Origin of the sequence: Amylibacter sp. SFDW26 (genome assembly GCF_009184395.1) — a bacterium.
In the GTDB taxonomy this organism is placed as follows: Bacteria; Pseudomonadota; Alphaproteobacteria; order Rhodobacterales; family Rhodobacteraceae; genus Amylibacter.
The window spans coordinates 65,598-86,445 of sequence record NZ_WEIC01000005.1 but is presented as its reverse complement, the minus strand read 5'-3'; the positions used below and the strand labels follow the sequence as shown (position 1 = coordinate 86,445).

18 protein-coding genes are annotated in these 20,848 nt (G+C 45.6%); 7 read left to right on the top strand and 11 right to left on the bottom strand.

The features are described 5' to 3' along the window. Positions 1-16 precede the first annotated feature (16 nt). On the top strand, positions 17-1,663 hold the full coding sequence (gene recN / locus F9L33_RS13555) for a DNA repair protein RecN (RefSeq protein WP_152143339.1): 1,647 nt from the start codon (positions 17-19) through the stop codon (positions 1,661-1,663). A 162-nt stretch (positions 1,664-1,825) separates the two neighbouring features. Beyond that, positions 1,826-2,116, top strand: coding sequence for a Dabb family protein (locus F9L33_RS13550; RefSeq protein ID WP_152143338.1), 291 nt, complete (start codon positions 1,826-1,828; stop codon positions 2,114-2,116). Here F9L33_RS13550 and F9L33_RS13545 read toward each other — a convergent pair. After that, positions 2,109-3,485 (bottom strand): FAD-binding oxidoreductase, encoded by a 1,377-nt coding sequence (locus F9L33_RS13545; protein ID WP_152143337.1) that lies wholly within the window; start codon positions 3,483-3,485, stop codon positions 2,109-2,111. The two genes, F9L33_RS13550 and F9L33_RS13545, sit on opposite strands and share 8 nt — an antisense overlap. Positions 3,486-3,584: 99 nt before the next feature. On the opposite strand from F9L33_RS13545, the gene F9L33_RS13540 reads away from it, so the two are divergent. After that, positions 3,585-5,231, top strand: coding sequence for a chloride channel protein (locus tag F9L33_RS13540; RefSeq protein ID WP_152143536.1), 1,647 nt, complete (start codon positions 3,585-3,587; stop codon positions 5,229-5,231). 1 nt (position 5,232) lies between these two features. Here F9L33_RS13540 and F9L33_RS13535 read toward each other — a convergent pair whose 3' ends face one another. The 4 genes from F9L33_RS13535 to F9L33_RS13520 form a co-directional block, all read right to left on the bottom strand. Further along, the gene (locus F9L33_RS13535; RefSeq protein ID WP_152143336.1) at positions 5,233-7,029 is read right to left on the bottom strand and encodes an aminopeptidase P family protein; all 1,797 of its coding nucleotides are present in this window, start codon (positions 7,027-7,029) and stop codon (positions 5,233-5,235) included. After that, complete coding sequence (gene cobT, locus F9L33_RS13530; RefSeq protein WP_152143335.1) at positions 7,029-8,906, bottom strand: cobaltochelatase subunit CobT; 1,878 nt, start codon at positions 8,904-8,906, stop codon at positions 7,029-7,031. The genes F9L33_RS13535 and cobT overlap by 1 nt, the downstream gene beginning before the upstream one ends. Then, positions 8,906-9,880 (bottom strand): cobaltochelatase subunit CobS, encoded by a 975-nt coding sequence (cobS, locus tag F9L33_RS13525; protein ID WP_152143334.1) that lies wholly within the window; start codon positions 9,878-9,880, stop codon positions 8,906-8,908. The genes cobT and cobS overlap by 1 nt, the downstream gene beginning before the upstream one ends. Positions 9,881-10,070: 190 nt before the next feature. After that, positions 10,071-10,730: a J domain-containing protein gene (locus F9L33_RS13520; protein ID WP_152143333.1), complete on the bottom strand. Its 660-nt coding sequence runs from the start codon at positions 10,728-10,730 to the stop codon at positions 10,071-10,073. Positions 10,731-10,819: 89 nt separating this feature from the next. Here F9L33_RS13520 and F9L33_RS13515 point away from each other — a divergent pair, with 89 nt between their 5' ends. Continuing rightward, a complete protein-coding gene (locus tag F9L33_RS13515) occupies positions 10,820-11,083 on the top strand; it encodes a BolA family transcriptional regulator (RefSeq protein WP_152143332.1) in 264 nt (87 codons plus the stop codon). Here the strand turns inward: F9L33_RS13515 and F9L33_RS13510 are convergent. The 5 genes from F9L33_RS13510 to pepN form a co-directional block, all read right to left on the bottom strand. Then, complete coding sequence (locus tag F9L33_RS13510; protein WP_152143331.1) at positions 11,080-11,469, bottom strand: DUF4177 domain-containing protein; 390 nt, start codon at positions 11,467-11,469, stop codon at positions 11,080-11,082. The two genes, F9L33_RS13515 and F9L33_RS13510, sit on opposite strands and share 4 nt — an antisense overlap. Positions 11,470-11,482: 13 nt before the next feature. After that, entirely contained in the window at positions 11,483-12,994 is a 1,512-nt protein-coding gene (gene gatB / locus F9L33_RS13505) for an Asp-tRNA(Asn)/Glu-tRNA(Gln) amidotransferase subunit GatB (RefSeq protein WP_152143330.1), read from the bottom strand. A gap of 77 nt (positions 12,995-13,071) precedes the next feature. Beyond that, positions 13,072-13,671: a dimethylsulfonioproprionate lyase family protein gene (locus F9L33_RS13500; protein WP_152143329.1), complete on the bottom strand. Its 600-nt coding sequence runs from the start codon at positions 13,669-13,671 to the stop codon at positions 13,072-13,074. A 70-nt stretch (positions 13,672-13,741) separates the two neighbouring features. Continuing rightward, positions 13,742-14,269, bottom strand: a complete 528-nt coding sequence (locus F9L33_RS13495) for a hypothetical protein (protein ID WP_152143328.1) — start codon at positions 14,267-14,269, stop codon at positions 13,742-13,744. 212 nt (positions 14,270-14,481) lie between these two features. Beyond that, a complete protein-coding gene (pepN, locus tag F9L33_RS13490; RefSeq protein ID WP_152143535.1) occupies positions 14,482-17,049 on the bottom strand; it encodes an aminopeptidase N in 2,568 nt (855 codons plus the stop codon). A gap of 204 nt (positions 17,050-17,253) precedes the next feature. Between pepN and F9L33_RS13485 the strand changes: the two genes are divergently transcribed. The 3 genes from F9L33_RS13485 to F9L33_RS13475 all read left to right on the top strand — a co-directional run bounded on the left by F9L33_RS13485 (position 17,254) and on the right by F9L33_RS13475 (position 20,626). Further along, the gene (locus tag F9L33_RS13485; RefSeq protein ID WP_152143327.1) at positions 17,254-19,386 is read left to right on the top strand and encodes a malate synthase G; all 2,133 of its coding nucleotides are present in this window, start codon (positions 17,254-17,256) and stop codon (positions 19,384-19,386) included. Between the two features lie 4 nt (positions 19,387-19,390). Beyond that, entirely contained in the window at positions 19,391-19,819 is a 429-nt protein-coding gene (locus F9L33_RS13480; RefSeq protein ID WP_152143326.1) for a heme-binding protein, read from the top strand. 69 nt (positions 19,820-19,888) lie between these two features. Then, complete coding sequence (locus tag F9L33_RS13475) at positions 19,889-20,626, top strand: gamma-glutamyl-gamma-aminobutyrate hydrolase family protein (RefSeq protein WP_152143325.1); 738 nt, start codon at positions 19,889-19,891, stop codon at positions 20,624-20,626. Between the two features lie 2 nt (positions 20,627-20,628). Here F9L33_RS13475 and F9L33_RS13470 read toward each other — a convergent pair whose 3' ends face one another. Next, a complete protein-coding gene (locus F9L33_RS13470) occupies positions 20,629-20,835 on the bottom strand; it encodes a hypothetical protein (protein ID WP_152143324.1) in 207 nt (68 codons plus the stop codon). Between the last annotated feature and the right edge of the window lie 13 nt (positions 20,836-20,848).

Sequence of the window (20,848 nt, the reverse complement as noted above, 5' to 3'; positions counted from 1 at the left end):
ACATCAAGGGGGTGCCATGCTGCGTGGCTTAAACATCCGAAACATGTTGTTAATCGACAAGCTCGACTTGGAATTCCAAGCGGGCTTGAACGTTTTAACGGGTGAAACGGGTGCAGGGAAGTCTATCCTGCTAGACAGTTTGGGTTTTGTTTTGGGGTGGCGTGGACGTGCAGATATGGTGCGTAAAGGTGCTGATTTGGGCGAAGTGAGCGCTTGGTTCGAACTTTCCGCTACCCATCCTGTACGAGATATCTTGCGAGACGCAGGATTGCCAGATGAAGATGATTTGTTATTGCGCCGTACAAACACACCTGATGGGCGGAAAACCGCTTACGTAAATGATCGCCGCTGTACAGGTGAGATATTACGTCAACTTTCCGACTGTTTATTAGAGTTGCATGGGCAACATGATGACCGTGGTCTGCTGGATAGTAAGGGACACCGCGCGTTATTAGACAGCTATGCTGGTGTTGATCTTTCTGAGGTTCGGTCAGCTTGGAAGCAACTGACAAAGCTGATCAAAGATATTGAAGCTGCAAAGCTTGAACTGGAAGCGGCTGAACGAGATGCCGATTATGTACGTCATTCTGTGGCCGAATTGACTGAACTATCCCCTGAAGTTGGCGAGGATGACAGTTTAGATGCGCGCCGCCGTTTGATGCAGGCAGGTGCGCGTATCCGTGAAGATATCAGCAAAGCTGCACAAGCTTTGGGAACTGATGGTGCGGAAAGTATGTTGTCCGATGCAAATCGTTGGTTAGAAGAAACGGCTAACGATGCAGAGGGGCGATTGGATGAACCACTTGCTGCCCTATCTCGAGCCTTGAACGAAGTGGCGGATGCACAACGCGGGGTTGAGGATTGTTTATCTCAACTGGATTATGATCCAATGGAATTGGAGCAAGTTGAAGAACGTTTATTTGCGATCCGTGCATTGGCGCGTAAACATAAAGTGTTACCTGATAAACTGCCTGCATTGGCGGCTGACTTGGAAATTAAATTGAATGCTATTGATACGGGTGCTACCAATATTGCCGATTTAGAGCAGCAACGAGATAAGGCGCAACGGACATATGATGCCTGCGCTGCTGCCTTGTTTGAAAAGCGGACTACAGCTGGCACTGAGTTAGATAAGCGGATGATGCAGGAACTTGCACCGTTGAAAATGGAAACAGCGATATTCAGGACGGATGTTGTTGCTGCAGATGCTGGGCCTGATGGCGCAGATAACATTGCGTTTACAGTTTCTACAAACCCAGGTGCGCCATCTGGCCCAATTAATAAAATTGCATCGGGAGGTGAACTATCGCGGTTTTTATTGGCATTAAAAGTATGTCTGACTTCGCGCACTGATGGTCTTACTCTGATCTTTGATGAAATCGACCGCGGTGTTGGGGGGGCAACAGCCGATGCTGTTGGACGTAGGTTGGCTGCCTTGGCTGCTAAAGGGCAGGTATTGGTTGTGACGCACTCACCACAAGTTGCAGCGTTGGGCACGCATCAATGGCAGGTTTCGAAATCCACGGATGGCCAAGAAACCATCAGTTCGGTTGTAAAATTAAATGAGACAGAACGCACAGATGAAATTGCGCGTATGTTGGCAGGTGATGTCATTACGGATGAAGCGCGTGCTGCTGCGCAATCACTTTTGAATGCGTTGTAACATTGTTGTGGTGGTATTATGTAACGCGCAGAAAGGCTTGCCTTTTATCCATTCGCAACAGATAACAACACACGGTTCTGACATGCGATGTTTAGCCCAATTGAATATCGGTTGGTAGTCATTACCTAATACACAAGTCCAATACTAAATGAGAGACAGAACATGATCCGCCACGTCGTATTTTTCAGCGCTAAAGACAAAGCTGATGTGGATACTATTGTTGAAGGTCTGTCGATCTTAAAGACCATCCCTTATTCGGATCATTTTGAGGTATCCTACAATTTGAATGCGGATGAGCTGTCTGTGGATGCTGTTGATGTGGTTGTTTATGCTGAATTTGCCAATGAGCATAAGTTGGATGCTTATAAGGCGCATCCAACTTATCAGGAATCAATTGCTCGCGTGCGTCCAATCCGTGAATTACGTTTAGCTGCTGATTTTAAAGCTAATTGATCTGAACGACCTTACCAGGGTTCATGATATTTTGCGGATCAAGGCTGCGTTTTATATCCGCCATGATTGACCAAGCGTCGCCGTGCTCTGCTAACATATACTTCATCTTACCAACACCAATGCCATGCTCCCCTGTGACTGTACCACCTAAGGCTAATGCGCGTTCATTCATACGTGCTGATAACATCTTCGCGGTTTCCAGTTCTTCGGGTTTATTCGGATCCGTTAGGAATAAAGTATGGTAATTGCCGTCACCAACATGACCTAAAGTAGGGGCAAACATTCCGTTATCTGTTGCATCCTGTGTCGTCATTGCAATCGCTTCAGCAAGTTTGGAGATCGGTACGCAAACATCCGTTGATAAACCGTCATATCCTGGTTTCAAAGCTTTGGCGGCAAAGAATGCATTGTGGCGCGCTTTCCAAAGTTTGGTGCGGTCTTCGGTTTTGGTAGTCCATTGAAAATCCCCACCACCATGATCTGCTGCAAGCTCTTTCATCGTTTCAGATTGTTCTGCAACTGCATTTTTAGAACCATGAAACTCCATAAATAGATGTGGTTTTTCGGGTAGGCCAAGCTGACTGTAGTTGTTTAACGCTTGCATGGAAAGGCTATCGATCATTTCGATACGTGCCATTGGGATACCCATTTGAATGGCGACGATCACTGTATTCACAGCGGATTCCACATCTGGAAAATCACAAACTGCTGCTGCAATAGCTTCTGGTTGGCCTTGTAATCGTAAAGTGACTTCGGTGATTATACCCAATGTACCTTCGGAGCCGACCATAAGGTGTGTTAGGTCATAGCCTGCGGATGATTTTTTGGCCTTTGTGCCTGTGCGGATAATCCGCCCATCAGCCAATACAACTTCTAATGCCAAAACGTTTTCTTTCATCGTGCCGTAACGCACAGCAGTCGTACCAGATGCACGGGTGGCGGTCATGCCACCGATGGTGGCATTTGCACCTGGATCGACTGGAAAGAACAAACCTGTTGCGCGTAATTCTTCGTTTAAAGCTTCGCGTGTGATGCCTGGTTGAACAGATACGAGAAGGTCTTCTTGATAGACGTCGATAATTTTGTTCATTTCACTTAGATTAATTGTAATTCCACCACGAAAAGCCAATGCATGGCCTTCTAGAGATGTGCCAACACCCCATGGAATGATTGGGCAGTCATATTTAGCACAAATCTTAACAATTTCAGAGACCTCCTGTGTGTCATGCGCAAAAGCCACGGCATCTGGAGGAGCATCGCCAAAATAAGTTTCGCTTTGGCCGTGCTGGTCCAAAATAGCGCGATTGGTACTAAGCCGATCGCCAAGTAGTGTTGATAAGGCTTCAATTGCTTGTGCGATATTTGACATTATGGTCCTCAAGAATTGCGCATAGGGTAGAAAATAACTAACACTAGGAAAAGGGCCAATCGGGGAAATAGGTCAAACGTGTTTCAAAAAGCAATTCATATGCTGCAAACGACTGTTAAATCATGCCTGACGTCATGGTCGGTTATGATACATGTGATCCGTACGAAAGGTCCGGGTCAACTTCAGTTTTGGCTAATCGCATTGTTCATCGGTCTTGGGGCTGGATTGTCCACGGTCTTGTTTCGTCTAGGAATTAGTGAGTTACAGGCGTTTATTTATGGTGCTGATGATATCACGTTAGCTTCTACTGCAAGCCGTTTACCATGGTACTGGATTTTATTTATTCCCGTGATCGGTGGGTTGATTGTTGGTGCAATCTTACATCGTTATACCCCTGATGGTCGCGGGCGTTCTGTCGCACATGTTATCCAAGGTGTGGCATTGGATAATGGACGGGTTGAAGGTAAGTCTGGCCTTGCTTCGGCTCTGGCATCTTTAGTGACGTTATCTATGGGGGGGTCCACAGGCCGTGAAGGGCCCGTTGTGCACTTAGGGGCTGTGATTTCGAGTAAGATATCACGGTTGATTAATGCTGATGGTGTTACGGGGCGAAACCTCATGGGGTGTGCTGCGGCTGCTGCTGTTTCTGCGTCGTTTAATGCACCTATTGCGGGTACTATTTTCGCATTAGAAGTCGTTTTGCGGCATTATGCTATTCAGGCATTTGCGCCGATTGTGATCGCATCCGTTGCAGGTACAATCGTTAGTCGACTGACCTTTGGTAATTTGACGGAATTTGATTTACCGACAGTATCATTACAATTTTATGGGGAATTGCCAGCATTCCTATTGTTAGGTCTGCTTTGTGGTTTGGTTGCAGTTGCAATGATGCGTGCGATTTTTATTGCAGAAGATTTTGGCGATAAAGTGCAAGACAAATTTAATATCCCGCCTTTGATAAGGCCTGCTATTGCGGGTTTTGGGTTGGGTGCCATTGCGATTTGGTTTCCACATATTATCGGGGTTGGTTATGAAACGACATTTAGTGCGCTGAATGGGAATATCACATTCTGGGTGGCTGTTGTTTTCGTGGCGGTTAAAGTGATTGCTGTTGCTCTTACTTTTGCGGGCCGAATGGGGGGCGGTGTGTTTTCGCCATCCTTAATGGTCGGCGCGTTGACTGGTTTGGCTTTCGGCTGGGTTGCCAGTGCAATAGTCCCTTCTGCAGAAAGTTACGTGATCTTATACGCCCTTGCTGGAATGGCTGCGGTTAGCGCTGCTGTTTTAGGCGCACCAATTTCCACAACATTGATTGTGTTTGAGTTTACAGGTGATTGGCAGACTGGTTTGGCTGTAATGGTCGCCGTGTCATTATCATCTGCATTGGCTGGCAGATTGGTGCACCGTTCATTCTTTTTAACGCAATTAGAGCGGGCAGGGGTGCGTATTGCAGCAGGGCCACAAGAGTATTTATTGGCAACGTTCAATGTTGCAGGTTTGATGCAAGATATGGATGATCAGGTGGATTATTCAAAGCTTATTTCTGATGGTCATTACGTGGACATAAATGCCACGCTTGAAGGTGCAATGCCACTTTTCGAAAGCAGCGGTAGTGCTTATTTACCAGTTGTTGCTGGTGGAATCGACAAGGATGACGCTGGCATTATGGGTGTTTTATATGAAGTAGACGCATTACGCGCTTTTAACAAAGCTTTGGTGAAAACAGTACGCGAAGAGCACGATTAAATTACAATGGTAAGCAAGCATTTTTGAGCCAAATTTTGGTATCGTCTGTTGTAAGGTCTTTTAATGTATTCCACACACGTTGATGATATTTGTTTAGCCATTCACGTTCTTGATTTGATAATAAATCAACTTCGATCATCGTTTTATCAAATGGTATCAATGTTAGGGTATGAAATTCCATCATGTCACGATCATCAGCACCATTCATAGGGCTGGCTGATTTTACATAAATTAGGTTTTCAATGCGAATGCCATATGCGTCTATTTTATAATACCCAGGCTCATTTGATACGATCATGCCAACTCGAAGTGGGACGGTGGAAGCTTTGGAAATGCGTTGCGGACCTTCGTGAACTGATAGATATGATCCAACACCGTGTCCTGTACCATGGTCAAAATCTTTGCCCTCTGCCCAAAGAGGGGCGCGAGCTAGCGCATCTATATCTTTGCCTGACAATCCTTTAGGGAAACGTAGTAGAGATATAGCGATCATGCCTTTTAGAACCAAAGTCGCATTGTGAACCGCTTCTTTTGGTGCGTTTCCAATTGCGATTGTACGGGTAATATCAGTTGTACCGTCTAGGTATTGGCCACCTGAATCGACCAACAGGACCTCGTTTTTTTGAAGGGTGCGATTGCTGTCATAATTCACGCGATAATGAACGATTGCGCCGTTGGGACCAGAGCCGCAGATAGTGTCAAAAGAGATTTCTTTTAGCGCTCCTGTATCCTGACGACAGCCTTCTAATTTTTTAACGATGTCGATCTCGGTGAGTTTTGTTGGGTCACTTTGCGCATCAAGCCACGCTAGGAATTCACAAACTGCGGCGCCATCGCGGATATGTGCTTGGACAGCGCCTGCAAGTTCAGTTTCATTTTTACATGCTTTTGGCAGGCTGCAAGGATCGGTATCGAATGCTATCGCAATACCATTCGTGTGTAGACAATCTGTGACGGCGATTGGCGTGTTGGTTTTGTCGATCCGAACAGGGGCGCTCAAAGTTATTAAAATATCTTCAAAGGCATCCCATCTGTGCAACGTGATATTTGGATCGATGCCAAGGTCGGTGAATTTCTCTGGATCAGAGATAAGGTCTATTTCTCCATTTGCATGAATGATTGCAAAAGCTTGAACAATTGGCACGCGCGGAATGTCAGCGCCACGGATATTCAATAACCAACATATCGCATCAGGTTGGGTCAGGATTGCGCAAGAATGGCCAGCCTCTTTCAGCACATTTGCGATTTGCGTGCGTTTGGTTTCATCGCAAACACCAGCTAATTCTTTTGGGTAAACAAAGGCTGGATTGCTGGGGCGACCAGGTTGGTCTGCCCAAATACGATCGACAAAATTATCCGTCGGGATAAGCTCAATCAATGATTTTGACAGATCTGCGCGCAGTTTTTCAATCTCAGATAGCGTATGAAGCCAAGGATCAAAACTGATTTTACCACCGTCTGGCAGAGCCTCCATAAGCCACTCAGCCAGCTGTGTGCTAGGCCATGAAACGGGAGTAAAACACTCTAGGTCGACTTGCGTTTGAGCCTGTAAAGTATAACGCCCATCGATGAATACACCTGCACTGTCGTGAAGAGCGGCGCAAAAGCCAGCAGAACCTGTGAAACCTGTTAACCACGCCAATCGATTATCGCGATCTGTGACGTATTCCCCCTGATGGGCGTCTGCACGTGGGATTAAAAAGCCATCAAAGCCTTCTTTTTTCAGTTGTTCGCGTAAATCTTTCAGGCGTGCAGCACCTGTTTCTGGGGACGTGGTGCTCTCAAAACTCTGAAACATTAACTGGCCTTTCTAAATGCCATACGTTTGCCCGCTTTGGGGTCATTGTCAAACAAGCTGGCAAGCTGTTCTGTGATAGCACCTGCCAATTGTTCTGCATCAGTGATCGTCACGGCGCGATCATAGTAACGGGTCACATCGTGCCCAATACCAATAGCGATCAGTTCAACCATTTTGCGTTTTTCGACCATTTCGATCACATCGCGCAGATGTTTTTCCAAATAGCTGGCAGAGTTCACAGATAATGTGCTGTCATCCACAGGTGCACCATCAGAAATAACCATCAAGATACGGCGCTGTTCTGGACGTGCCAACATACGGCGGTGTGCCCATTCCAATGCTTCGCCGTCGATGTTTTCTTTCAACAGGCCTTCTTTCATCATCAAGCCCAGATTTGGACGGGCGCGACGCCATTGCATATCAGCGCTTTTGTAAATGATGTGGCGTAAGTCGTTCAAACGACCTGGCTCTGTTGGGCGACCAGCATTCAACCATTCTTCACGGGATTTTCCGCCTTTCCACGCGCGCGTGGTAAAGCCTAAAATCTCACATTTCACCTGACAACGTTCCAAAGTCCGCGCCATAACATCTGCACAAATGGCAGCGATGGAAATTGGGCGGCCACGCATAGAGCCAGAGTTATCGATCAGAAGTGTCACGACTGTATCGCGGAATTCTGTGTCATTCTCAACTTTGAACGAAAGCGGTGTCGTTGGGTTTGCAATCACACGGGCCAAACGACCAGCGTCCAACATGCCTTCTTCCATATCAAACTGCCAACTGCGGTTTTGTTGTGCTTGCAAGCGGCGTTGCAGTTTGTTTGCCAAGCGTGATACAGCGCCTTTTAGGGGCTCTAACTGTTGATCCAAATAAGACCGCAGGCGTTCCAATTCAGCAGGCTCTGCTAAATCTTCGGCAAACTCTTCTTCGTCATGTTCTGTTGTGAACACGGTATAATTTGGGTCCGCATCTGAAATTGCAGGCGGAGTAGGCGGTTCTAATGGGGCTTCGCCATCTGGGGCTTCAACCTCTTCCGCGCCATCCATATCATCGTTTTCATCCATCGAGACCTGCGTCTGTTGTTGGTCTGCGGATTGCGATTGATCATCATCTTGTTCGAATTCTTCGGATTGATCATCTTGTTCACCTGCGTCTGTATCAGGTGTATCTTCTTCGTATTCTTGATCTTCTTGCTCAACGTCTTGGTCTTGCTCGTCACCTTCGGCGTCTGGATCATCGCCCAATTGATCGCCGTAGCCTAAATCTTCGATCAGTTTGCGTGCAAATCTGGCGAACTCGACTTGGTCGGTCATTGTTTCAGATAGGTTTTTAAACGTATCGCCAGAGCGTTCTTCGATAATAGTTTTCCATTGCGATAACGCATGGTCTACAGCAGGCGGCATATCACGGCCTGTTGCAACTTGGCGCAGATAATACCCCAAAGCTGTCGTCATTGGCACATCTTTGAAAGATTGTACCTGATCATAACCAAGTTTAATAGCTTCCGCTTCCATCTTGGCGTCGATGTTTTTCGCAGTACCAGGCATCGCACGTGCGCCAACGGCTTCGCAGCGCGCTGTCGCCATAACCTCATATATTTCACGCGCTTCCATACCGTTTGGCATGTAGCGGTTGTGCACAGATTCGTTATGGAAACGGTGACGTAATGCATATGCATCTGCTGTACCACGTGCCAATAACACTTCGTCCAACGTCATGCGGCGGCTGACTTGCGGCAACCGCATGCTTTCGTTTGTCATTCCCGCAGGATCAACACTAAAGGCAACATTCAACTCTGCGTCATTCGCCAAAGCCTTTGTCGCTTCGGACAGGGCTTTTTTAAATGGATCAGCAGGATTGTCGTTTGGGCCGCTCATTAGCCTAAGCTTACGCTTGCTGCGCTCTCTGGAAGCTCTTCATCAAAACAACGCTGGTAGAATTCAGCGATTGTTTCACGTTCCAACTCGTCACATTTATTCAAGAATGTCAGGCGGAAAGCAAAGCCAACGTCGCCAAAGATAGCTGCGTTTTGTGCCCATGCGATCACTGTCCGTGGTGACATCACTGTGGAGACGTCACCGTTCATGAATGCATTACGCGATAGGTTTGCAACGGTCACCATGTGGCCAATTACATCACGGTCAGTCGCTGGGTTTTTCGCAGCAACGATGTTTACCTCTGCCTCGTGGCTTAAGTAGTTCAATGTGGACACGATTGACCAACGGTCCATTTGACCTTGGTTGATTTGTTGTGTGCCGTGATAAAGCCCCGTTGTGTCACCCAAGCCAACTGTGTTGGCTGTGGCAAACAGACGGAAGTGTTTGTGTGGTGTGATCACTTTGTTTTGGTCTAAAAGTGTCAACTTACCATCAACTTCCAAAACACGTTGGATCACGAACATCACGTCAGCGCGGCCTGCATCATATTCATCAAATACGATCGCAGTTGGGTTGCGCAGTGCCCAAGGCAAGATGCCTTCTTGGAATTCTGTGATTTGTTTGCCGTCTTTTAGTTTGATGGCATCTTTCCCGATCAAATCGATACGGCTGATATGGCTGTCCAAGTTCACACGTACACATGGCCAGTTTAGGCGTGCTGCAACTTGTTCAATGTGTGTTGATTTACCTGTACCGTGATAGCCTTGGATCATCACACGGCGGTTGTGTGTAAAGCCTGCAAGGATGGCCAACGTTGTGTCGTAATCAAACTGATACGTACTGTCGATTTCTGGCACGCGTGAAGAATTTTCTGCGAAACCCTTTACGACCATATCGGTATCTAGACCAAATACATCACGAACAGAGATGTCCATTGTTGGTTCTGCTGTCATCTCTAAATTGCCGTCTGCCATAACACATATCCTAAGTTTTTATCATGTACGTTATTTATCGGGTTCTTAGTGGGGTATTCCATTCAAATTGGCAAGAGGCTTACTGTTTTTGAATGTCCGAAACTAGTTTTATCGAAAGTTAACGTTTGTGAATGTTAGGTAGAGTGAAAATGATAGGAGACACGCAAATAATCATCTGCATGCCTATAAATTAATCCTTAAAGGATTTGCTGCTTTTGATCTGGTCCCAAGCCCAGACAACCTCTTGTAAGCGGTCCTCATCAGATCGGTCGCCGCCATTCATGTCAGGGTGCAGGACTTTAACCAAAGCTTTGTATTGTTTGCGCAACTCGGCTTTGGTCCAATGATCTTTGGCATCCAGAATAACAATGGCTTTGCGTTCTGCAGGTGGCAGGCGTTTTGCGCTGCCAACATCAGAGCCACGGCCATGGTTTTTCGTAGCATTGTCACCCAGTACCTCATGCGCATCCTTAATGCCCAAGCGCGCCCATGCTTTTTCTTCGGCTGTAGGTTTGCGTTTTTGTTCTTTGTTTTCACCAAATGGCGTAGTTGGGCGTTCCCAAACGCGGTCGGCTGCGAATTGCTCTTCGAGTTGTTCTTGGGTGTGGTCTTCGAAGAAATTCCATTTTTGATTGTATTCGCGAATATGAGCCAAGCAAAACCAGCGAAATTCTTCTAAATTGTCTGGATTTAATGGCGCACGATATTGGCCTGCTTCTTCGCAGCCTGGATGTTGGCACATCTGTGTAGATGTCTCGGATGCACCAGACATACCACGACGGCCCTTTTTGCGGCGTTTCTTATCGGCAGATACTGAAATATCAAAATCAAAAAGAGGTTTGTCAGACATGAATTACCTATTTACCTTACGAGTCGGATCATGGATTTTAGCGCATATAAAAATATCGCCAAGGGCTGATTTGGTTAAAGGACAAAAAAATGACAATGGAAGATCGTATCCGTGAAAAATTATTAAAAACTTTCACGCCTATAGCATTAGAAGTGATTGACGACAGCGAAGCACATCGCGGCCATGGCGGATATCGCGAAGGTGGTGGGACGCATTTTAATGTGAATATCAAAGCCGAGGCGTTTAACGGGTTAAACCGCGTTGGTCAGCAACGGTTGATTAATAAAGCATTGGCGCAAGAGTTCGAAGATGGCCTGCACGCGTTGTCATTGGTGGTACAGACAGCTGATTAAGGCTTTTTATCCTCGACGCTCTCTTCTGTTTCGTTTGCATCTTCCTCAGGAAACTCATCATCGTTGCCGCTAAAAATGTTTTCAGCTTCTTCGGTATCATCCGTAAGATCCCCCAATGGTGGATCCATGCGTTCCGATAGTTTTTCTGTTGATGCAATGCGGCGGAAGATCAAAACATGCTGAGTTGTTTCCGTCTTACGGCGTGTCAAACCTTGGCGTTCATCTGCTGGCAGGGTTTCTGCACGAATATATTCCCAACCTTCTATTGCCAATAAATTCATGGATGCTTCTAAAGCTGCTGCGAATTTGGCTGCTGGACCTTTAACGCCTTTTACACGGATACCGTTGCGCGGGGCAGGGACTACTTTATACTCATAACGTTCCATTTGTAGTCCTACCTTATTGCGCCAATTTCTTAGCAATTATTTCGTTCACAGCTTTTGGATTTGCTTTTCCGCCAGTGGCTTTCATCACCTGGCCCACAAACCATCCTGCTAATTTAGGGTTTTGTTTCGCTTTTTCAACCTGATCTGGGTTGGCAGCGATAATTTCATCAACAGCGGCTTCAATGGCGCCTGTATCTGTAACTTGTTTCATACCGCGGCTTTCCACGATTTCCGCAGGATCGCCACCTTCGGTCCAAACGATTTCAAATAGATCTTTTGCGATCTTACCGCTGATGTCACCTTTAGCAATAAGGTCAAGAATACCGCCAAGTTGAGCCGTAGAAATTGGGCTTCCTGAAATGTTTAAGTCTTCTTTATTTAGACGACCAAACAATTCGTTTATCACCCAGTTAGCAGCTTGTTTACCATCTCGGCCCTTTGCAACGTCCTCAAAATAATTAGCGTTTGCAACTTCTGCAGTAAGCACATTCGCGTCATATTCAGATACACCAAAATCAGCCATGAAGCGGGATTTCTTTGCATCAGGTAATTCAGGTAAACTTGCTTTAATCTCGTCCACCCATGATTGTTCAATTTCAAGTGGTAACAAGTCTGGACAAGGGAAGTAACGATAGTCATGTGCTTCTTCTTTCGAGCGCAAAGGAGATATTTCACCTGTGTCTGGATTCCATGCGATAGTATTTTGTTCAACTTCACCACCATCTTCGATCAGGGCGATCTGGCGGTTAGCTTCAGCCATAATTGCAGCTTGAATAAAGCGCATAGAATTCATGTTTTTTAATTCGCAACGGGTACCAAGATATGAAAAATCACCAGTCTCGCGAAATTTTTCATAGTCACCAGGGCGACATACTGAAACGTTTACGTCAGCCCTTAGATTGCCATTTTGCATATTGCCATCTGACGTACCTAAATATTGAACAATCTGGCGTACCTTGGCAACATAAGCAGCAGCCTCTTCTGGGCTACGGATATCTGGGCGTGAAACGATCTCCATCAACGCCACGCCTGTACGGTTCAAATCAACGAATGACATGTTTGGATCCATGTCGTGTACGGATTTACCAGCATCTTGTTCTAGGTGAATGCGTTCAACGCGCACTTTACGTGCCACACCTGGTTCCATGTCTACCAATATTTCACCTTCACCCACGATTGGGTGGTAAAGCTGTGAAATTTGATAACCTTGTGGAAGATCAGGGTAGAAATAGTTTTTACGGTCAAAGGCAGAGTAAAGGTTGATGTCAGCTTTGATGCCTAAACCTGTACGAACCGCTTGTTCCACACAAAATTCGTTGATCACTGGCAACATGCCTGGCATTGCTGAGTCTACGAAAGAGACATTAGAGTTTGGCTCTGCACCAAATTCTGTTGATGCTCCTGAGAACAATTTTGCTTTTGATGCCACCTGTGCGTGGACTTCCAATCCAATAACAAGTTCCCAGTCGCCTTTGGCGCCTGCGATTACTTTTGCTTTTGGTTCGGAATATGTAAGCTCGGCCATAACACTATCTCTGTCGTAATTATCGAAAGTGTTTTTAGGCTGACTATCTGCGCGGGGCAAGGGCAAACGCGGCCGTGTCAGCCTGTGAGTGTATATTTGTCATACCCAATATCGCCCGTCCAACGCCAAGCGGCAATAAACGGCTGTTTTTTGGTGATGCTGATGTGTGGTGTATCTGATGGATGGTGAATCATATCACCTGATTTGCATAAGGTTTTTGGGCTATCATCCGCCTGCCAATACCCGCTGCCACCCAGCATGATGAATGTTTCTTCTGCTGCATGACGTCGGGTGACATAGTCTAAACCTGCGGATTGAACGAAAAGGCCAACGCGAACAGTATCATTATAAACCATACCATCAGGCCCAATCAGTTCTGTCGTTGCAATACGTTTCGCGATTTCTGCTGTGATCATTCCATTTTCCAAACCGGAATGATGCCAGTCAATTAAGGATGTGATCTTTGATATTTTCTCACAAATGGGATGTGGGTTTAAAGAAAGCGCAGATTGAACAACGCCCGGCAAAGCTTGGTTGGCGGGTAGAAGCGGTGTGTGGCATTTGTCGTGTATCTTGCGCAATTCTTGGGCGGCTTCATGTCCCCCCATACGATTTTCCGCATCAAACAGATCGGCTAAATCAGCCAACACATCGTAAAATACTTTGTAGAGAGTCATTCGGTGTCTCCCATGTCAGGCTTGAACAGCGTAACACAAAATCTACCGATTCTCGCTTATTTTTTAAATCTTACAATCGTAAGCCGCGTTTGATGTCATCCAATGCTGATATTTGTTTATCATTTAGCTCCACATCTGATGTTTCTAATGTGTTTTTAATAAGCGTCAAAAGAGGTTCAAATGCTTGTATACCTTCAATTTTATAGAGACGTTTTGTAATCCGCGTTATAGCTGCACTCGGTGTCTGACACTGTGCTGATAACCAACGGCCTAATACCGCCAATTCTTCGGCGTCCTCATGGTTTGTGTCTAATACAGATTGTATTTGCAGCATGAAGTTCCGTCGTTGATCAGCCGTCGGCAAGTCATCTAATTCGATGAAAGCACTTGCAACACTTACGATTGCAACGCGCGGGTCTTCGATATTTTCTACTGGGTGTGTCTTTGCTCGATGTTTAAATCCAAACCGTCGTGCCGCTAACCGTACGTCGTTGCCTGCATTCAATAAATCACTGGCTATATCTGCTGCGTTTCGGGCCCGCATGATGAAAAAATATACAGCGATTATAATCCCAATAAGACCTATAAGTAATGGCATGAAAAATCCTTAATTCAATTGTCACAGAGGATAATCAAATTAAGGAGATTGTTGCAATTACATTTTTAGGCGCCAAGGCAAGCGTAGGGTGGGCTTCAGCCCACAGTAAGCTTACATTATATCAATCTGGAGTAATGATATTTCGACCGTATATCCAAATTGTATCAGTATCTTAACTCAATGCCCCAACTGGGGTGCGGTTCCGTAAAACTCTAAGCCCCCAGAATTTTTCCCACGATTTCCGAACTGTCTTTTGATAAGTTCGGCGCCCCCGCGATCCGTTCCAGCTGCGCTTTTATCAAGGCCTGACGGTTGTCATCATAGCGGCGCCAAGTTTCAAACAATCCACACATACGCGCCGTTGTTTGCGGGTTCTTAGCATCCAGCTTGATCAACCAATCAGCCACAAATTTATAGCCTTTTCCATCGGCACGATGAAATGCAGCAGGGTTCATGGCAAATGGGCCGATTAAACTGCGGAAGCGGTTTGGATTTGTCCATGTGAACTCTGGGTGTTCAGATAAAGCTGTGACTTTTTCTAATGCAGTTTCAGGGACTGCACTGCTTGCCAGAGTTGCGAACCACTTATCGATGACCAGTTTATCGTCTTTCCACTGATCATAGAATGCAGCAGATGCATCTGCGCCGTGGCCCGCTGAAATTAGGATGGAAAGAGCAGATAGCTGTTCTGTCATATTATCCGCATTGGCGAATTGGGCTCTAGCTGTTGCTGCATCATCTTCTAATTTTGTTAATAATGACAAAGCTTTTGTACGCAAACTACGTTTACCAGCTGCTTTGGCATCAGGAGAATAAGCCCCATCTACTGACATAGAGGCGTAGAGTTTTGGTAAATCATTCGCCGTTTTTTTCGCCATAGCCAATGCGAGTGCTTTACGTGCTTTATAAATTGCATCTGGATCAGGCGTTTTACCTGTATCAACGATTGCTTGTGCTAAGGCATCTTCGGATGGCAAAGATAGTGTCAAAGACCGATAGGCTGGATCAAGATTTTCATCCAAGACAACTGTACGCATTGCGTCAAGGAATGCATCGTCAGGTGTAGCACCTTTCAAAATCATACGTGTTAGTAAGTTCATAGATAATGTGCGACCAGCCTCCCACTTGTTGAATGGATCGCTGTCATTCGCCAATAAAAAGGCCAAAGTTGTATCGTCTTGTGGGAAGTCCAGAGCCACGGGGGCCGAGAAACCACGCAAAATGGATGGTGTTGGCTTTGCGTCGAAGCCGTCAATCGTAAAGCTTTGTTTGGCTTTGGTGACCTCAAACAGTTGCTCAGAAATTGTTTCAGAACCATCCGCATTCAAGAAACCAGTACGAACGGGAATAACTTGAGGGTTTTTTGTGTCCTGATCTGGTGTCGGAGCACTGCTTTGTTCAAAGTTTAATGTATAAACACCGTCTTCAAAGCTATCAGTCACTTTCAAACGTGGCGTGCCCGCTTGCGAATACCAGAGTTTGAACTGGGATAGATCGCGACCTGTTGCATCTTGGAACACAGCAATCCAATCTTCGATCGTACAAGCCTGACCATCATGGCGGTCGAAATAAAGCGTAAGGGCTTTGTCGTATTGTGCATCACCGACCAGCAGTTTCAACATCCCAATAACTTCAGCCCCTTTTTCATAAACGGTGGCCGTATAGAAATTGTTTATCTCAATGTATTCTTCTGGTCGTACAGGATGTGCCAAAGGTCCTGCATCTTCGCGGAATTGGCGTGAACGGAGTTGCAAGACATCATCAATACGTTTCACCGCATGGGAACGCATGTCGCCCGAAAATTGTTGATCACGGAAAACAGTTAAACCTTCTTTTAAGCAGAGCTGGAACCAGTCGCGGCATGTGATGCGATTGCCTGTCCAGTTGTGGAAGTATTCGTGGGCAATGATGCCTTCGATCAATTCGTAATCGCGGTCAGTTGCTGTTTCTGGGCTTGCAAGGACATATTTGGAGTTAAAGATGTTTAACCCTTTGTTCTCCATCGCGCCCATGTTGAAGTCATCAACGGCAACAATCATAAACAAATCTAGATCGTATTCGCGGCCATAAACCTCTTCATCCCATTTCATCGACCGTATCAAAGCATCCATTGCGTAGGCACATTTGTCTTGATCTCCTTCACGTACAAAAATCTGCAAATCAACCTTGCGACCCGACATTGTGGTGAATTGATCATCATAGGAAACAAGATCACCTGCAACCAAAGCAAACAGATAAGCGGGTTTTGGCCATGGATCATGCCATTTACCGTGTTTCACTTTGTTGCCGTTGGACAATAGAACGGGGCTGTCGCCTTCAATTGCCACCGTAAATGTTGCCATTACATCTGGGCGGTCTGGATAATACGTGATTTTACGAAAGCCTTGTGCTTCGCATTGTGTGCAATACATACCGTTCGACATGTATAAACCTTCAAGCGCAGTGTTGCCTTCTGGATTGATCTCTACCTCTGCTTCCCAAGTGAAATTATCTTGTGGAACCAAGTCATGCGGAATGCGTAAACCTTCGGTATCTTGTAGGATTTCATCATCTTTTAAAGGCTTTCCGTTAATAGAAGCCGTGATAAGCTTTAGATTGCGCCCGTCTAATTGCAAGTCATGTGGACCGTTTGTGCGATCTGTATTCCCTTTAAATGTAATCTTAGAAATCACACGTGTTGCCGTCGGATTCAATTTGAAAGTCAGATCAACCGTATCCACCCAAAAAGCTGGGGCAGTGTATTCAGAAAGACGGATTGTAGGGGCTTGTGAGGGGCGCATTTTCGATTCCATTTTAGGTGTAACTTAGATGTGATGGTTTCTGTTGGGTATTCAAGTAAAATAATTGCATACTTTTGTATACAGACGGTTGCTGTCCTTAAAGACTCATGTTAGCACGGTTTCCGATAGGAAATCTTTTCTCTTGCATTCATTTTGGTAAGAAAATAATACCAATGCGAGATATAACGGTCTTTGGAGGACACGATGAAACGTATCGAAAAATTTGGTTTGCAAATTGATGAGCAACTGGTTGATTTCTTGGAAAGCGAAGCGCTTCCAGGTACGGATGTGACAGCAAGCCAGTTTTGGAAAGGTTTGTCTTATATCGTTCACAACTTTGGCCCAAAAAATCGTGAGCTGTTGGCACGTCGTCAAGACTTGAAACAAAAGATCGATGCATGGCATGTTGAGAACCGTGGCAAAGAGTTTGATTTTAAAGCTTATAAAATCTTCCTACACGACATTGGTTACCTTGTAGAAAAGGGCCGTCCTTTTTCTATCGAGACTAAAAACGTTGATCCAGAGATTGCAACAATTGCAGGGCCACAGCTGGTTGTACCAATCACGAATGCACGTTTTGCATTGAATGCTGCGAACGCACGTTTCGGTTCATTGTATGACTGCTTATATGGTACAGATGCGATGGGCAGCTTGCCGAAAAGCAAAGAATACGATCCTGCACGTGGTGCGGAAGTCATTGCATGGGCTAAGAAATTCTTAGACGAAACATTCCCAATTCACGGCATGTCTCATGCAGACGCTACAAACTATTCTGTAGTCGATGGGAAACTTTTGATTGATGGCAAGCAGCTTGCTGATCCATCCCAATTCGTTGGTTACCGTAATGACCCTGAAAGCCCAGAGGGTGTTTTGTTGAAAAACAACAACTTGCACATTGAGTTGTATTTTGATGCGTACCACAACATTGGCAAGGATGATAAGGCCAACTTGGCTGATGTGATTGTAGAGTCAGCATTGTCTACAATTATGGACTGTGAAGACTCTGTTGCGGTTGTAGATGCTGAAGACAAAGTTGTGGCCTATTCAAACTGGTTGGGTTTGATGAAGCGTGATTTGACCGCAAGTTTCAAAAAAGGTGATAAAACTTTACGCCGCCGGATGTTGCCAGATCGTAAATATGTATCACCAGAGGGTGCACCATTTAGCCTAAAGGGCCGTGCGCTGATGTTGGTACGTAATGTTGGCCATTTAATGACAACGCCAGCGATTTTAGACCGTGATGGAAATGAAATCGGTGAAGGTTTGATGGATGCGATGTTCACTGTGGCAATCGCGATGCATGATCTTGAACGTCGCAGCGGTAACTCGGAACATGGTTCTGTTTATATCGTGAAGCCCAAAATGCATGGCCCCGATGAGGTTGCGTTTACGGATGTGATTTTCTCAGCTGTTGAGCAAGCTTTGGATTTGCCACAGTTCACGGTGAAAATTGGTATTATGGACGAAGAACGCCGCACTACTGTTAACCTTAAAGAATGTATTCGTGCTGCAAAACACCGTGTTGCGTTTATCAATACTGGTTTCTTGGACCGCACAGGTGACGAAATTCATACATCTATGGAAGCGGGACCATTCCTGCGCAAAGATGATATCAAAGGTGAACCTTGGATTGCAGCATACGAAGACAACAACGTTGATGTTGGTTTGGCATGTGGTCTGCAAGGGCGTGCGCAAATTGGTAAAGGCATGTGGGCTGTTCCAGATAACATGAAAGATATGCTGGATCAAAAAACAGTGCACCCAAACGCCGGTGCAAATTGCGCATGGGTTCCAAGCCCAACTGCTGCAACTTTACACGCAACACATTATCACAAGATCAATGTTCAAGAGCGCCAGAATGAAATTATTGAAGGTGGTAAACGCTCTAGTGTTGATACGATCCTTCAATTCCCAGTTGCTCAAGGTCAAAACTGGTCTGACGAAGAAATCACACGTGAAGTGGAAAACAATGCACAAGGTATCCTTGGTTATGTTGTACGTTGGATCGATGCAGGTATTGGCTGCTCAAAAGTGCCAGATATCAATAACGTTGGCTTGATGGAAGACCGCGCAACATGCCGTATTTCCAGCCAACATATTGCCAATTGGTTGCACCACGGTGTGGTGAGCAAAGAAGAAACAATGGAAATTATGCGTCGCATGGCAATCGTTGTGGATGAGCAAAATGTAGATGACCCAACATACATTCCAATGGCGCCAGACTACACGGGTGTCGCATTTCAAGCTGCATGTGACCTTGTTTTCCTCGGCACAGTTCAGCCTTCTGGTTATACTGAGCCTGTGCTACACGCACGGAGATTAGAACTTAAAGGATAATTTTATGGCCGAAATATCGTCAAATAAGGCTAAACGCATCATCAATCAAGCCTTTGCAAAGGGCAAAGAGCTTGGTTTGCAACCACTGTCAGTGATCGTTGTTGATGCTGGTGGTCATTGCAAAGCATTTGAACGCCAAGATGGCGCTGCACCTGGTCGTTTTGCCGTTGCAGATGGTAAAGCGCATGCAGCGATTATGCTTGGTATGCCAACATCAAAACTGATGGATCGCGGTGAGCAACAACCATATTTCGTAAATGCTGTGAATGGTGTTTATAATGGGCGTGTTATTCCTGTTCCAGGTGGTGTTTTGGTAAAAGACAAGCGCGGAAAAGTCATTGGTGCTGTTGGTGTAACTGGTGACACATCAGACAATGATGCAATCGCGGCTGTTGCAGGTATCGAAGGTGCTGGTTTGACTGCAGAAGCTTAAAATACACATTTTCATTGCCCGGAATTCATGCCATGCTGGATGAAATCCAGATTATAAGAGTTTCGGGCAATGAAAAGACCAGTCGTAGGTATTATCGGCAATTCATACATTATTGATGGCGGGTACGAAGTTCAGGCAACTGGCGAGAGTAATATCAGTGCAGTTGCTAAAGTATGTGATGCATTGCCTTTAAGTGTACCATCTCTTCCAAATTATGTGTCTGTTGATGAGTTAATTGAAACCTTTGATGGGTTCGTGTTCACAGGAGCCAGACCTAATGTTCACCCAGAAGAATACGGCGAACAAGTAACAGAGGCACATGGTGATTTCGATCGGAATCGTGATGGATTGACACTACCATTGATCCGTAAATGTGTGAAGCTTGGTGTCCCCATTCTGGGTATTTGCCGCGGCTTCCAAGAATTCAATGTGGCTTTTGGGGGAACGCTTTATCCTGAAATTCGGGATTTACCCGGACGTATGAACCATCGTATGCCGCCAGATGGCACTCAGGATGAAAAATTTGCACATCGTCATGATGTTACAATTGAAGAAGGCAGTGTTTTTGAAAGTGTCTTCGATAACAGGGTAGTTTTGACAAATTCTTTGCATGGGCAAGGCATCAAAGATGCTGGTGAACGTATTATTATTGATGGATATGCTCCAGATGGAACCCCAGAAGCATTAAGTGTTAAGGATGCAATGGGCTTTGCATTGGCGGTACAATGGCACCCTGAATGGCGTGCTGATGAAGATCATATCTCCCATCAGCTGTTTTCTGCTTTTGGTAAGGCTTTACGTGGTTAAAATTAAAACCGCCCAATCCTACGAATAACTTTCATAGATTGTTTAGCACTTTTTGCTGTTTTATTTGCTTGTTTTTGGTTTTCTTTTGCCTCGGGAGAGTTCTCATCAACGTTCTTGTTCTTAGAGAAATAACCGATACCTTTGTCGATGCCGATATTGAGACCTTTGCGTATCAACATCCTAAAGACCATATTTATTATTCCGTTCATAGGATCACCTGTT